10 protein-coding genes are annotated in these 15,316 nt (G+C 36.2%); 5 read left to right on the forward strand and 5 right to left on the reverse strand.

Annotation, left to right across the window (positions count from 1 at the left end):
* Positions 1–102: 102 nt before the first annotated feature.
* The 3 genes from OU989_RS02790 (at position 103) to OU989_RS02800 (ending at position 4,449) form a co-directional block, all read left to right on the forward strand.
* Positions 103–1,170 (forward strand): CAP and S-layer homology domain-containing protein, encoded by a 1,068-nt coding sequence (locus OU989_RS02790; protein WP_274795595.1) that lies wholly within the window; start codon positions 103–105, stop codon positions 1,168–1,170.
* A 221-nt stretch (positions 1,171–1,391) separates the two neighbouring features.
* A complete protein-coding gene (locus OU989_RS02795) occupies positions 1,392–2,297 on the forward strand; it encodes a C40 family peptidase (protein ID WP_274795596.1) in 906 nt (301 codons plus the stop codon).
* A gap of 232 nt (positions 2,298–2,529) precedes the next feature.
* Positions 2,530–4,449, forward strand: a complete 1,920-nt coding sequence (locus tag OU989_RS02800) for an N-acetylmuramoyl-L-alanine amidase (protein WP_274795597.1) — start codon at positions 2,530–2,532, stop codon at positions 4,447–4,449.
* A gap of 355 nt (positions 4,450–4,804) precedes the next feature.
* On the opposite strand, the gene OU989_RS02805 is transcribed toward OU989_RS02800, so the two are convergent.
* Positions 4,805–6,769 carry an S-layer homology domain-containing protein gene (locus OU989_RS02805; RefSeq protein WP_274795598.1) on the reverse strand — a complete coding sequence of 655 codons (1,965 nt, stop codon included), beginning with the start codon at positions 6,767–6,769 and terminating at the stop codon, positions 4,805–4,807.
* 274 nt (positions 6,770–7,043) lie between these two features.
* Positions 7,044–8,588, reverse strand: coding sequence for an L-glutamate gamma-semialdehyde dehydrogenase (gene pruA, locus OU989_RS02810; RefSeq protein WP_274795599.1), 1,545 nt, complete (start codon positions 8,586–8,588; stop codon positions 7,044–7,046).
* Between the two features lie 180 nt (positions 8,589–8,768).
* Between pruA and OU989_RS02815 the strand changes: the two genes are divergently transcribed.
* Positions 8,769–10,106, forward strand: coding sequence for an AAA-type ATPase lid domain-containing protein (locus OU989_RS02815; RefSeq protein WP_274795600.1), 1,338 nt, complete (start codon positions 8,769–8,771; stop codon positions 10,104–10,106).
* Positions 10,107–10,162: 56 nt separating this feature from the next.
* On the opposite strand, the gene OU989_RS02820 is transcribed toward OU989_RS02815, so the two are convergent.
* Positions 10,163–11,137, reverse strand: coding sequence for a proline dehydrogenase family protein (locus tag OU989_RS02820; RefSeq protein ID WP_274797265.1), 975 nt, complete (start codon positions 11,135–11,137; stop codon positions 10,163–10,165).
* A gap of 549 nt (positions 11,138–11,686) precedes the next feature.
* On the opposite strand from OU989_RS02820, the gene OU989_RS02825 reads away from it, so the two are divergent.
* Positions 11,687–12,286: a TetR/AcrR family transcriptional regulator gene (locus tag OU989_RS02825; protein WP_274795601.1), complete on the forward strand. Its 600-nt coding sequence runs from the start codon at positions 11,687–11,689 to the stop codon at positions 12,284–12,286.
* Positions 12,287–12,336: 50 nt separating this feature from the next.
* Here OU989_RS02825 and OU989_RS02830 read toward each other — a convergent pair whose 3' ends face one another.
* Both OU989_RS02830 and brnQ read right to left on the reverse strand, forming a co-directional pair.
* A complete protein-coding gene (locus OU989_RS02830) occupies positions 12,337–13,710 on the reverse strand; it encodes a S41 family peptidase (RefSeq protein WP_274795602.1) in 1,374 nt (457 codons plus the stop codon).
* A gap of 179 nt (positions 13,711–13,889) precedes the next feature.
* A complete protein-coding gene (gene brnQ / locus OU989_RS02835; protein WP_274795603.1) occupies positions 13,890–15,209 on the reverse strand; it encodes a branched-chain amino acid transport system II carrier protein in 1,320 nt (439 codons plus the stop codon).
* Positions 15,210–15,316: the final 107 nt, after the last annotated feature.

The following is a 15,316-nucleotide window of genomic DNA, read 5'->3' on the forward strand; positions in this document are numbered from 1 at the left end:
CAAAAAAGTGAAACTATATCATTTGAAATTCGTATCTTATAGTATATGGTGAACTTTTTTTACTGTCCCCATTTTATTTTCCATCGTGAGGAGGTAGCTCTGTTGAAAAAAATACTTTGTATAGTAGTACTTTCAATTGCTGCAACCGTAGGAAGTTTAACTAGTTTTAGTCAAGTAGAAGCGGCATCCGCAAAAGCTGTAGATGTGACAAATTCATACTGGGCAAATGCGTCGATTCAACATATGCTCACTAAACAATATATGACTACATACAGTGATAACACATTCAAGCCTGAGCAAGCTATTACGAGGGCAGAGGCTGCTGCTGCCATTGCACGCTCTCTTCAGACAAACGTAGATATTGCGAATTCAGCAAAGTTTAAGGACGTTCCTGCAACGCATCCGTATTACAAAGAAATTTGCCAGCTTGTACAGCTAGGTATCATTCAAAAAAGCGATGCCTTTCATCCAGAGGAGCCATTACAGCGTATGCAGGTAGCCAAAATGTTGGCATTGGCCTATCAGTTTAAAGTAGACAGCAATAATAACAGCCAATTTGCAGATATTTCTCGCACACATTGGGCAAAAGATTATATCGAATCTTTAGCAGATATAGGTATTATTGGAGGGGTGGATGCTAAACATTTTGCACCAGACCGAATGGTAACACGTGCACAGTTTGCTGTTTTTGTTGAGAGAAGCATTGCATTTCAACAAAAAGTAAAAAAGCTTGAAGTAGCCTATGACTATTTGGCAAAGGATTATATCCCAACTATCAACCTTTCTACTGAATGGTCGAAAAAGGTCATTGAACTAATTAATGTTGAAAGACAGAAAAACAAGCTGGAACCTGTTATCTATGATCCAGAGCTGACACAAATTGCGATTATTAAAGCGCAAGACATGGTGAATCGTCATTATTTTGAACATGTATCGCCATTTTATGGGGCACCTTGGGATTTAGCGACATTATTTGATTATGACTATACGAGCTTTGGAGAGAATATTGCGAGAAATATTAAAGCTCCTGAAATTGCTGTAAAGGCATGGATGGCTTCACCTAGCCATCGAGATAATATTTTAAAAGAACACTATACGAATACAGGTGTTGCAATAGCACAGGATAGCAAAGGAAATTACTATTGGGTGCAAATGTTCTCTAGTCAATAAGTTGTTATGTAACAATCAGTCTCTAATATTACAGGAATGTTACGAAAGCTCCAAATTATGATAAAAAAATCCCCTTTTTAACGCTGGAAATACCTCCAAACGTTGGTATTACAGCGTTTTTTTGCTGTCTAAAACCGTTACACAATTGAAAAATAACTATTGCTTCTTTTGTGATAGTCTATGTATAGGCAAAAAAGTTTTGAGAGGGGTATAACAAAAGTATGAATAAGAAATGGTTATTACCGATTTTTGCATCTTTCATGTTATTTTCAACTACTAATATAAATACTGCTGAAGCAGCGACTAAAGCAGATGTTACAGATACAGCTTCTAAATATTTAGGTGTTCCATATAAATACGGAGGTACAACGACTAGCGGTTTTGATTGCTCTGGCTTTACTTCTAAAGTATTTTCAGACTTAGGTATTCAACTAAACCGTACGTCAGGCTCACAGTATCAACAAGGTACTGCAGTAGCAAAGAGCGATCTTCAGGTGGGCGATTTAGTATTTTTCAATACAAGTGGCAGTGGTATTTCACATGTGGGTATATACATAGGTGATGGTAAAATGATCCACTCTCAAACCGGCCAAGGTGTAAGCTATTCAAATGTTGATGACCCGTACTATTGGGGTTCTCGTTATGTAGGGGCTAAACGTGTTGCTACATTTGATGCAGCTGAAGTAAAACAAGCAGCCATTGACTTTTCAGTCTATGCTTCTCGTGCTGAGGTAGCTGTACAAATTGCAAAAGCTTTGAGCTTAGATACATCCAATACAACTACTAGTTTCGTAGATGTTAAACCAACAAGTGCCAATGCAGGTGCTATCGCAGCAGTAGAGAAATTAGGAATCTTTGAGGGCGATGCTAACGGTAAGTTCAACCCGGCTTCACCAATTACTCGTGCGCAAATTGCAAAAGTATTAGTTTTAGCATTTGGCCTTGAAAATCAAGGTGACACAGTAGCATTTAGTGATGTACCACAAGATAGCTGGGCTAGTAGCTATGTTTCTATTCTTGCATCAAATGGTATTACAAATGGTGATGGAGATGGAAGCTTCGGATCTGACGAGCTATTAAAAATCAATCAACTAAAAGTATTTATTGATAGAATTCAACAACGATAATTTTCTGTAATTTACAGTAAATTATGTTATAGATTGCAAGAAATGATCTTTTGAATAACGTATAATGGAAGAAGGGTTTGCAATCGCAGACTCTTCTATTTTTATGATAATTTTGTAGGAAAGGGGTTGCTTGGAAAAAATTAATTTTAACAGTTCTATTGTATGATGCGTAATTTAGCTAATTTTGTTAAAATGGACACGTTAAGAGAACAAGAAGGGAGGAAATAAGACATTGAACATCAAAAAACTTAGTCTTATCTTGTGCGTCTTATTCATTTCGGCTTCTATGTTAACGATACATAGTGCAAGTGTCAGTGCAGCTACTAATTCAAATATTACATTTGAAGATGTCACTAAAAATCACCCAGCCTATGAAGAAATCAATTATTTAGTAAATTTGGGTGTGATTCAAGGCTACTTTGTAAATGGTAAAAGAGTCTTTGGCCCAAATAATAGTGTAACAAGAGGACAAGCAGCTAAAATGGTAGTTGTTGCTTCAGGTAACAAACCATTAGTCGTGAATAAATCAAGCTTTTCAGATGTTACAGTCGGCACAGAAATGTCAGGTTACATAGAACGTGCTGTACAATTAGGATTATTCGACAAAAATATCAAAGGTCAATTCCTACCGAACAAGCCTCTAACTCGTGGTGAAATGAGTTATGTATTAACAAAGGCATTTAATTTAGATACTAGTGAATATGAGGGAATTGACTCACCATTTACGGATGTAGGAATCACACATGAATATGTGAAATATATTAATACTATTTATTATAATGGTATTACAAATGGGACAGGTAAAACGTATTTACCAAGCAGCACAGTAACACGTTCACAATTTTCACTATTCGTTGCACGTGCAAACAATGAAAAATATCGTTTAGAATTGCCCGTGAAAGGCTCGTCTGTGCCTGATACATCTCAAGTGATTGGCTTAGTAAAGGTGACAACAGATGGCTTAAATATCCGTAAAACAATGGATTCTAGTTCTAACGCTAACATTGTAGGTAAAGTGAATACAGGCGGTAAATTATCAGTCTATGCAGTAGAAGGCAATTGGTTAAAAGTAACTTATAAAGGTGCCTACGCTTATGTCTTTAAACAATATGCACAATTTTTAGATGCAGATGGCAATGAATTAGGTTCAGTAGAGAAAGAAGTAACACCTAAATTTAATATCAATTTATATGTGAAACCAACTTCTTCATCTAAAGCCATTTTAACGATCAAAAATAAAGAAAAATTACCAGTTTATAAGCAAGTCGGTGGTTATTACTTAACACAAGTTAATGGTTTACCAGGTTATGTCGTTGCAGCAAGCACAGAAGATGCTGTTGTTGAAGAAAAGCCTGACCCAACACCACCACCAACTACACCTCCAGCTTCAGGAGAAGTACTAGGAAGAGTAACAGTTGATAACCTCAATGTACGTAGTCAAAGTAATTCAACTTCAGCAGTGTTATTTAAATTGAACAAAGGAAAGTATGTCCAAGTTCACAGCATTAATGGTTATTGGGCAGAAATCACATATGATGGTCAAACAGGATATGTTCATAAATCCTATATCAAACTATTAAATCAAAATAATAAGCCTTTACAAAACCGTATTATCATTCTAGACCCAGGTCACGGCGGTAAAGATCCAGGGACTGTAAAAGGTTCTGCAGCTGAAAAGAACATTACATTAAAAGTTAGTACACAAGTGAAGCAATTACTAGAGAATGCTGGTGCCAAAGTTTATATGACACGTACTGGTGATACGTATCCATCATTACAAGATCGTGTAGACTTCACCCAAGCAAACTATGGTGAGATTTTCGTTAGTGTCCATGTCAACTCTGCTGCCAATGCGTCAGCACAGGGTACTGAAACATATTATGCAATATCTACTGGAGATATGTATCAGGAGGACATTGATTTAGCTACATTTGTTAATAACCAAATTGTTAACAATTTAAACATGAAAAACCGTGGTGTCAAGCAAGAACAATACTACGTAATTCGTAACATGGTCATTCCATCTATTTTAGTAGAACTTGGTTTCTTAACGAATACTGAGGATAATAGTAAAATGACGAATGACCAATACGTTAAACTATTTGCAGAATCTATTTACAACGGTATTTTGCAATATTATAAGAAACAATAAGTTTTAAGAAACGATTCCAAAGGTGTACAAGCTTTTGGGATCGTTTTTTTTCTTACTTTATACATACCCCACTTCGTGAAAATCAAACAAACTATTGAAAGCAGCTAATGGAGATCTTTAAATTTGAGAGTTTGCCTATAGTTTTCATGGGCCATAAAAGTGTTATTAAATGACCATAGAGAACGTTTCTCACACAATAAATAAATCTGCGCAAAGCGATAAGAAATCATTGAATGGGTCTTTACAGATGCGATAAAGAAGATTAAAAGCAAAAGGAATCGAGTTGAAAGTCTCAATTCCTTGTGTCGACAATATAAAAATGGCTGCCTTACTTGTAGAAGGCAGCCATTTGCTATTATTTCACGGTATTGATGAATTTAATATAATCTTTACTAATATAGGCTGGTTCCGTGTGCAGTTTATCTGAAATCACTTGATACCAACCATTTGCACTTGTATCTGTAACAATTACCGGCATATTACTTTTACTAAATGTAAATAATGGGCTTTGACTTGTTGATGCATCTGCACGAACATTCAGACCAGATGTTGTAGTTAGTGCAATTTTATAAGGGTTATTTGCATCTTTAAAGCCTAAGGATTTTTCAGCACGATAGTAGTGTCCAGCGATTTTAGCGCCCCAGAAAGGATCAGAGGCATATTTTACGTTAAAGCCGATAGCCTTTGAGCCAACAACTGCACCATTCGTATAACGTCCGCCTGGTGTAATATAATTTGGCTGTAAAAACTTCTCAACAAGCTCATTAATATTGGCGCTAACACTATCAAACTTCTTGTTCAGTGGATTCGTGTCATAAACATATAATCCAAATAGATTGTTCAAGTTTTGAGCGTGATCACTCATACCATAGGCACTCTCATGCTGTGCAAGAGCTAGGATCAGCATAGCGTTGATGTGAGCGTTAGCTTCTATGTCTTTTAATACAGAGCCTAAGCCAATTAGCTTACTTTTTGTTGTAGCATTCTTATAAATAGAAGCACCAGAGCTTTCTACTTCCGCTAGTTTATTCATAATATATTGATCGATCTCTTCGGCTGTATAGTGGGTTGTAGCACGAGCAGGTAAGAATTGATAGTAATTGTAGCCTTCTCCTTTGGAAGAGCCGTTCGCATTGGTGAAATTAATGCCATCCCAGCTAAAGTATTTTTCACCTTGCTTCATAAAGCTAGGAGCCTTACCGTAGACGTAACTAGATGTATATTTATTTGTTTTATAATCGTATAAAGTATGTTTTACTTCGCCATTCTCATTTGTGTAATAAGAACGTCCCTTTACTAAAGCAGAGGGAATTAAGCTAACGTCAGCCTGTTTTAAATAGCCTACATGACCAGCTAAGCGCACCTTTACTTGTGTAGCATCGCTCCCTAGGTATTCCATTTCTGTATTACCAGCAACTGCGATTTGATCCTTAATTGTTTCAGAATTCAGAGCAACATAATTATTCGTCACAACATAACCTGAAGTCATTTTGATAATTTTATTATTTTGCGTAATCACAAGCGAGCTATTTGACATCGCTTTTTCAGCAGCCTCAAAGCTAGTGAAAGTTTGCTTGTCTACTAGAGTACCATTTGAAATTTCTTTCAAAATATAGGCAGTTGTATTCCCTTCATTCCCCGTATTACCATTGTTATTGGAATTGTCATTCCCATTTTCGGTATTTCCACTGTTATCATTACTGCCAGTATCAACTTGATCTGCAAGAAGAATTAAACGAAGGATGAATGTAGAAGCTTCACCGATTGTGGCATTATCTCTAGGTAAGAACATGCCATTAGAGCTTCCTTTAATAAGCCCTAATTGTGCACCAATTGCAACATCCTGACGGAAATCTTTGAAAATAGTGGCATTATCCTTGAATGTAATAGAGGAAGTGCCTTTTGGTATTTTTAAATAATCAACAGCTCTAATGAGCATAACTGCCATATGCTCTCTTGAAATATTTGCGTCTGGCTTAAATGTGCCATCTGTATAGCCTGTGATAATTCCAGCAGTAGCAGCAAGTTTAATTTCTTTTGCATACAAATATGTGTCAGGGACATCTGTAAACGTTATTGCGCTTTTTGTGTCCAAATCTAAAGCTATTGCTATGTATGTGGCAAATTCACCGCGTGTAACCGTTGCATTTGGACGATAGCTGCCATTTGTATCTTTAAGTAAAGCCTCTTTGGAAATTAAATAACGCAGCCCGCTTTCATGCATATGTCCTGACAGCTCATCAGCATAGGCTGATTGTGGTTGCCAAATAACTAGACCAACAAGCATCATGAGCAACATAAAAATTGATAGTTTTTTCATAGTTTTACCCTCCTAAACTGATATCATTTTAACAAAGTTATACAATCAATATAAGGGTCAAATGTTAGAAATCACTTAAAATATACCAGCTCATTATAGGTAAATAGTATTCTTTCGGCATGTGTAGAGAGAATTAGACAAGAAGCTAAACAGGGGAGTGAACGAAAAATTACATGAGTTTCTTCTATTATATATGTTATTTATGTTAGTACATAAAAATAAAGCCATACTTGTTTACTAAGAAACAATGTATGGCTTTTATGGGAAATGCTAATTAAAGCATTTCTGAAGTTGTTTTAGCTTGCATATGCAGTTGTAGGTAGTCTGGGCCACCAGCTTTTGAGTCTGTACCTGACATGTTAAAGCCACCAAATGGTTGGTAACCTACGATTGCACCTGTACAGCCACGGTTGAAGTAAAGATTTCCTACATGGAAGTCTTGACGAGCTTTTTCTAAGTTCATACGGTTTTTCGTGATAACTGCACCTGTTAAGCCGTATTCTGTGTCGTTTGCGATGTCAATTGCTTGATCGAAGTCTTTTGCTTTTGCAATCGCAACAACTGGTCCGAAGATTTCTTCTTTCATAATACGAGCTGAAGGATCAACGTCAGCGAATACTGTTGGTTGTACGAAGTAACCTACTGAATCGTCAGCTGTACCACCAGCTACTAGACGACCTTCGCCTTTACCGATTTCGATGTACTCAGTAATTTTGTTGAAAGCAGCTTGGTCGATAACTGTTGCCATGAAGTTGTTGTAATCTGTTGGGTCTCCAACTGTTAAAGCATTTGTTAATTCAACCACGCGCTCTACTACTTGGTCATACACATCTTCTACGATGACTGCACGAGAACATGCTGAACATTTTTGACCTGAGAAACCAAATGCTGATTTCACGATCGATTGTGCAGCTAGCTCTAAATCTGCTTCTTTATCAACAACGATTGTATCTTTACCGCCCATTTCCGCGATAACACGTTTAATCCAAATTTGACCTTCATTTAACACAGAAGCACGTTGGTTAATACGTAAACCGACATCACGTGAACCTGTGAAGCTGATGAAGCGCGTTTTTGGATGATCGACTAAGTAGTCACCCACTTCAGCACCAGAACCTGGTACGAAGTTAACAGCTCCTGCTGGAAGACCAGCTTCTTCTAATACTTCGATAAATTTATATGCTACAACTGGAGTTGTTGACGCTGGTTTTAATAACACTGTGTTCCCTGTTACTAAAGCAGCTACTGTTGTACCAGCCATGATTGCAAATGGGAAGTTCCACGGAGAAATAACAATACCGATTCCTAATGGAATGTAGTCATAACGGTTGTATTCACCTGGACGGCTTTCTACAGGTTGTCCATCTTTAATGCGTAGCATTTGGCGACCATAGTATTCTAGGAAGTCGATAGCTTCTGCTGTATCTGCATCAGCCTCTGCCCATGGTTTACCAGCTTCTTTTGTTAATAATGCAGAGAATTCATGTTTGCGACGACGGATAATCGCTGCTGCTTTGAAAAGAACATCTGCACGAATAGCTGGATCAACTTTTTTCCAAGTTTTAAATGTTTCATCTGCTGCTTGCATTGCTTTTTCAGCTAAATCTTTGCTCGCTTTAGAAACGCGACCAATCACTTCTGTTTTCTTTGCAGGGTTATATGAAACGATTTTATCTTCTGTTGTAATGCGTTCGCCACCGATAATTAGTGGGTAGTCTTGACCTAAGTAACCTTCAACTTTATTTAAAGCCTCTACATAAGCATTATAGTTTGCTTCTTGTGAAAAATCTGTAAATGGTTCGTGTTTGTATGGAATCATGTGAGTTTCCTCCCCTGGATAAAGAGTGCCAAATGATTATGCACCTTTAAAGATTTTATTAATTATATAATGCAATATTATTTGGCATTAATCAACTCAAATATTAAAACTTTTTTTAATTTTTGTATCTGTCTTTCTTATTGGTGTTAGAATAAGCTTAATGGAATGCAGGAGGACAAGATGGATAATAATGTATTACAAAGTATTTATAAATACGTCATTGAAAAAGGTGATATGGGAATTTGCGTAGTAGATACAGAAGGCAAGTTACTCATCTACAATAAAAAAATGCGAGAATTAGAAGGCGTTAATGAAGACGAGTATGAGGAGAGACGAGCCTTAGAAATTATTGATTTCGAAATTGAAAAAAGTGATATTTATAAGGTCCTAAGTTCTGAAACGCCAATTCTCAATGTTAAAAAAACGTATTGGAATAAAAAAGAACAAGAAGTGACCTACATAAGCAATATTTATCCGTTGCACTATGAAGGTGCTTTAGTGGGGGCTGTGGAATTTGCACGAGATATTACACAGCTTGAATATATGATGTATCAGCCATTAAGAAGATATGGTGCCCCTTTGACATTTGATATCATTACGGCTGTATCGCCAGTTATGAAGGATGTTATTGAAAAGGCAAAGATTGTAGCGTTAAGTAGAATGCCTGTTGTGCTAATAGGAGAGTCAGGCACAGGGATTGATATGGTGGCCGAGGGTATTCATCATGATCTAAAGGTGCAAAATGATATGTTTATTGCTTTAATTTGCCGTCGAGACGAGAAAACGGTGTTAAAGCAATTCGAAAAATACATTGTTGAAAAAGAAAAAATCACCTTCTTTGCCGAGCGAATCGAATATTTATCGCTTGAAGCCCAGGAAAAGATTGTTGAGCTTTTCAACAACCATCCAAATCATCAGCATGTTTTAATCGCAAGTGTTGGCAAAGACCCGATAGATTTAATTCAAAAGCAAGAGTTATCCAAAAAGCTTTACCGACTATTTTCAGGGATCACCATTTACGTGCCACCGTTACGGGAAAGAAAAGAAGATATTATGCCCTTTATTGACGATTATTTCAAAAGGCATCGTGACAGCTTTGGCTCTTCCATCCAAGGGCTTTCCGAAGAAGTGCGAGAAACGTTTTTAAAGTATGATTGGCCAGGGAATTTAAAGGAATTAGAAGTTCTTTTGGATGAAATCACGTCATTGATCACAAATGAAACGATAGTGGAATCGCATATGCTGCCCGTTCATTTCAAGTGGAAAATCCAAAGCTCCTGTGAGGAAGCCGAACAAGAAGTTCCAACGAGTGACTTGTTTGTTATTAAAAATCAACAGGACATTCGACCGTTAGATGTCTACATGAAGGAAGTAGAGGAGTATTATATTTCAAAAGCATTAGACTTTCATCAAGGGAATATTTCTAAAACTGCAGCAGCCCTGGGCATTCGTCGACAAAGCTTACAATATCGTGTGAAAAACTTTAAGCTCAATAAAAAAAGCGAAAACATTGATTAACGATGTTTTCGCTTTTTTGATGTAATGATAGAGCTAAGTATTTAACCCTTCAGTTTTTATTTTCCTTTTTTAGAAAGACGGCCAAGTGCAAATGCTGCTGCACCGATGCCGATTGCTACGTTCGTTTTTTTATTAAACACTTGTTTTGTTACAAGCGTTAAATTTTGAGGACGTTCAGCTAAACGGCGCATAAAGTAACCATACCAATCGTTTCCAAATGGTAAGTATGTGCAGAAGTTATAGCCTTCACGAGCAAGATCTAATTGCATTTCTTTACGGAAACCGTATAACATTTGGAATTCAAATTTATCATTTGGAATATTGTGCTGTTTCACAAATTGCTTCACATGGTTGATCACATTATGATCGTGTGTAGCGATAGAAGTGAATTTACCATGTAACAAATGATGTTCAATTAGTTTTAGGTAGTTACGGTCGATATCGACTTTTGATTGGTACGCTACATTTTCTGGCTCTTTGTAAGCACCTTTTACAATACGTAAACGGAAGTTTTTGTATTTTTCAATATTTTCTTCTGACTCAAAGAAGTAAGCTTGAATAACTGTACCTACGTTATCAAATTCTTTGTGTAACTCCTCCAATAATTCAAAAGAGCTGTGTAAACGTTCGTAGTTTTCCATATCGAAATTCACGAAAATATTATATTGATGTGCAAGAGCTACAATCTCTTTTAAGTTTTCGTAGCAGAATGCATAATCAATATCTAAACCTAATTGTGAAGGCTTAAGTGAGATGTGCGCATCAAGCTGCTCATCATGAATCGCTTGCACGACAGCTAAGATATTATTTTTTGCAGCAGTTGCTTCTGATTTTTCGTAAACGAATTCACCTAGGTTATCGACTGTACAAGAAATATTAGCTTTGTTTAATTCTTTAATCGATTGCACAACTTCAGGTAAGCTTGTACCGGCAACAACACTTTGAGCACCCATTTTTAGCCCATATTTTTGTGCAGCACTATTTAATAATTTGTTCTCTGATAAGTAAATGAAAAAATCACGTAATACCATCATATGCCTCCAAAATTGAAAATTTTAAATTCTTGGCGATTATAACACTTTTTCTGAAAAGTAAAATGGTTTGATTTTTAGAAAAAAATTTTTTTGAGGGAGGGAAATGGGCTAAAAGTATTGTGGGGATTGACTTTTTATGAGCTAAATATACAAACAAAAAAATTTTTTTCAAAAAAAAGGACTTTTCAAAATAATAGATTTGCATTATGTTGGTAAGTATATGTGTAAAATGATATTATTGTAATTTTCGGAAATTTAAACGAGTAGGTTTTTGGCACTAAACTATTATTTTGACATAATTTTATGTGAAGAAGAATAGTGGATATCTTAGAAGAAATTCTTGGATATCCACTTTGTATTTATCGATGTAAACAGCATATAAATATTAGTTTATAGTAAAAAAAGGAGAGTGTATTCTTAGTAAATAGTGTATAATTATGGTTAAATTATGAACAAATTGTTAAAAATAGTTACTTTTGATTTAGAATAGTGTGTCTATCATACAGAAGATATATGATTACTCTAAACTAAGATAAGGTGGAAAGTATGCCGAGAGGGAGAAAATTTAATTCAAATGGTGAACGAAGCAAACAACTATTACTTGAAAAAGCGATAGAGCTTTTTTCCGATAAAGGTTATCATCATACAAAAATTAGTGACATTGTAAAGGCAGCTAATGTAACACAGCCAACCTTTTATTTGTATTTTAAAAGTAAGGATGCACTTTATAACGATTTGAATACACAATTTCAAAGTGGATTTTTTGACGTGATGAATAATAAGTCAGCAGAAATTGTTGAAAATGGATTGCAGGGCTTTGTCGCTTTGCTAGAGCAAAAGTTAGTAAACCTATTTGTTTACATCGTTGAAAATCCGAAATTAACGAAAATAGGTTTTATTGAATCGGAGCAATCAAGCTTAGTGAAAATCCAATTGACACAGCAATTGATCCATCTTATTTATCTTCATGATTGCGACAAAGATTTGCAGCTGTGTAATGTGGATATCAAAATAATGATAGATAGTTTAGTAGGTTCAATAGAAAGATTAATAGTAACCAATTTATTAGAACATAAAAGATTACCTGCTGAACTAGCGAATGACATTGTCCAATTATATTTTTGGAAAACAATAGAAGTGGTATAAAAAATCCTCTCATCGATATTTGCTATCGCTGAGAGGATTTATTTATTTATTTATTTATTTATTTTTATATGCTGATAGTAGCCTTTTTGTACTTTGCTATGTGTATTTGGATGAATAAGTAGCATATATTCTTGGTCTGGTGATAACGGCTTTGTTGGTGTAACAATAAGTGTTTGCCCCTCAACTTTAGCAGTTGCCGAAACTTCATTAGCCCCTAAAGCAACAAGCTGAACACGACCCTTAGCAATTTGCGATGAGACTGGTAACGAAACTTTTACCGTTATTTTTTCTTTATTTGCGACGTTCTTCACAGTAGAGAGTTTTTTATATTTTGGATATTGCTCCTTTATTGCATCAAAATGTGCTTGAAAAATGGGAGCGGTTGTCGTTTGAATATTTGGTTTGACACCTACTTCATGAATAGTCTGCCGAGCAGGTCCTGTGAATCTACCGACAGTTAGCTTTAGGTAGCTTCCATCATGAAGCGTATAAAAGCCCTGCATAGCACCTTTACCATATGTTGTTTCACCGTATAAAATAGCGGCTTTTTGGTCTTTTAATGATGCAGAAAGCATTTCCGAAGCACTAGCACTATAACGGTTGACTAAAATACGTGTATTTGCTGGGAACTTCGTATCTTGCTGAACTGCTGGGATTGTATAGGAGTCATGTGCTTCCTCCAACAAATAAGCTACTTTTGCAGATGGGAATAGTCCTGTCATTTCTTCCGCTGTTGTCACGTAGCCGCCACCATTATTTTGTAAATCCAAGATGAACGATTTAGCACCAAGCTGTTTTAGGTCAGTAAGAGCTTTTTTGACGAGCTGTGCACCATCTTCAGAGAATGAAGACATTGCTATATAGCCAACATTACCAAACAGTAATTCAGAGTGTACATTTGGTAATGTAAACTGTTTACGGGTAATCGTTTTAATCGATGTCGTTTCATTACTATGTTTCAAAGTAACATTCACCTTAGTACCTTCATCACCGATTAAGAGGGAAGAGGCTTCCTGCGTAGAGCGCCCCGCTATGGTCTCGCCATTTATACCGATAATGATATCTCCTGCCTGAACACCTGCCTCAAAGGCACCGCTGCCTTCAATGACTTGTAAAATATGAATGCCATCTTCATGTTCTTCAATCACTACACCAATCCCAATCGTTGATAGATTGATACTGTTCATGTAATCTTCAAATTCTTTTTTTGTAAAATAAGTTGAATAGGGATCGAGCATATCGATGATTTCTTTGATGGATGTGGCATTCTCTAAATCTCCATTGATTGTCCCCACATACGTATTACGAATAATTTCCTTCATTTCTTTGACTAGCTGTGGTTCATTACTAGCAGCGTGAGTAGTCGCGAATGGTAAGAGGAAAAAGCTTAAAACAAAGACAAAAGACCATATTAATTTTTTCATAGGACACCTCTTTTCTAGAGCTCAATCTTTAAATGCACCATTCTACTAAGGTGTAAGCAGATGGATACATTTAACAATTGACTATCTGATTTTTATTATACATCAAGCGAAGTTGATGTGGGGGCTTTAATAAACAGAAAAAATCTGCTTCCTACTAAACAGGAAGCAGATTGAGAGGACTACTTTTTGAAAAGCTTATGAATAATAAAACCAATGAATGCACCGATAATCGCTGGCAATAACCATCCTAGATTTTGCTCATAGAGCGGCAATGCTTTAAGCACATTTTCATATGGTTCGATTGTAATTTTCATTTGCTTGAAGCCATCGTATAGACTGACAAAGAAAGTTGGAATAAGCGCTAAAATATAAACAACTTGTCCACCTTTAAAGAAATGATCAGCTAACGATAACACCATCAATACCATAGCTAATGGATAAATAATTAACAGGACAGGTAGAGATGCACTAATAATTGTTGAAAGTCCAACATTTGTAATGGCTGCACTTAAAATAGTGAATACAATTAAAAATGTTTTATATGAAATTTTAGGGAACAGCTTATGAAAATATTGTGCATTGGCCGTCAGTAAACCGACTGCTGTTGAAATACATGCTAGTAAAATAGTCGCAGACAAAATAATACTTCCAAAACTACCGAAGAGCACTTCAGCAGATTTTGCAATAATATCTCCACCATTTGTGGAGGAACCAATTGCCTGAATACTTGTGTTACCGATATGGCTAAGTGAGATATAAACAAATGATAAGCCGATAGCAGCAACGACACCTGCAAAAATCGTCGTATTGACTTGCTTTTTCGTATCTTTCATTCCCATATCACGCAATGCTTGTAAAATAACGATACCGAAAACAAGTGCACTAAGTACGTCCATTGTTAAGTAACCTTGTACAAAGCCTTCTGCAAAAGGAGACCCAATATATTTTCCTACAGCTTCTCCTGGCTCGCCCATTGGAGAGATAAAACTTTTAACAGCTAGTAATAAAATAACAAGAAGCAATGCGGGTGTTAGGATTTTTCCTACTCGGTCGACAAGCTTCGAAGGATTAATAGATAAGTAAAGAATTAAAGCAAAAAACAAAATAGATGTGATGAATAGGGGTGCCCAATGATCCTTCATAGCCTCAGGAAGAAATGGCACAATACCTATTTCATAGGACACGGAGCCAGTTCGTGGTACAGCGAAGAACGGCCCAATGGCTAAATAGACAATTGATGTAAAGATCACTCCAAATGCAGGGCTGACGCGATTGGCTAACAGTTGTAAATCGCCCCCTGCTTTTGCGACAGCAACAATTGCTAGTAAGGGTAAACCAACACCTGTAATTAGAAAGCCGATCATGGCTATCGTAATGTTCTCGCCGGCTTGTTGACCTAATAACGGTGGAAAAATAATATTACCAGCACCCAAGAACAAGGCAAATAGTAGTAATCCTACTGCTAAATTTCCTTTGATGAAATGCAAGATGTTTTTCATAAGTATAAAAACTCCTTTAAGATTGAAAAGATAAAACTTTCTAAAAATTTTAAATACAGAAGTGTATGTTATCATAGGAACGCTAATCTTGCAATGTATACATTATC

This window comes from Lysinibacillus irui, from assembly GCF_028877475.1.
GTDB classification, from domain to species: domain Bacteria; phylum Bacillota; class Bacilli; order Bacillales_A; family Planococcaceae; genus Lysinibacillus; species Lysinibacillus irui.

What these genes read in the sequence shown, in the direction of transcription:
- OU989_RS02795 (WP_274795596.1), top strand. Translation starts at nt 1,392, where the DNA reads ATGAATAAGAAATGGTTATTACCGATTTTTGCATCTTTCATGTTATTT.
- OU989_RS02805 (WP_274795598.1), bottom strand. Translation starts at nt 6,769, where the DNA reads ATGAAAAAACTATCAATTTTTATGTTGCTCATGATGCTTGTTGGTCTA.
- pruA (WP_274795599.1), bottom strand. Translation starts at nt 8,588, where the DNA reads ATGATTCCATACAAACACGAACCATTTACAGATTTTTCACAAGAAGCA.
- OU989_RS02815 (WP_274795600.1), top strand. Translation starts at nt 8,769, where the DNA reads ATGGATAATAATGTATTACAAAGTATTTATAAATACGTCATTGAAAAA.
- OU989_RS02820 (WP_274797265.1), bottom strand. Translation starts at nt 11,137, where the DNA reads ATGGTATTACGTGATTTTTTCATTTACTTATCAGAGAACAAATTATTA.
- OU989_RS02825 (WP_274795601.1), top strand. Translation starts at nt 11,687, where the DNA reads ATGCCGAGAGGGAGAAAATTTAATTCAAATGGTGAACGAAGCAAACAA.
- OU989_RS02830 (WP_274795602.1), bottom strand. Translation starts at nt 13,710, where the DNA reads ATGAAAAAATTAATATGGTCTTTTGTCTTTGTTTTAAGCTTTTTCCTC.
- brnQ (WP_274795603.1), bottom strand. Translation starts at nt 15,209, where the DNA reads ATGAAAAACATCTTGCATTTCATCAAAGGAAATTTAGCAGTAGGATTA.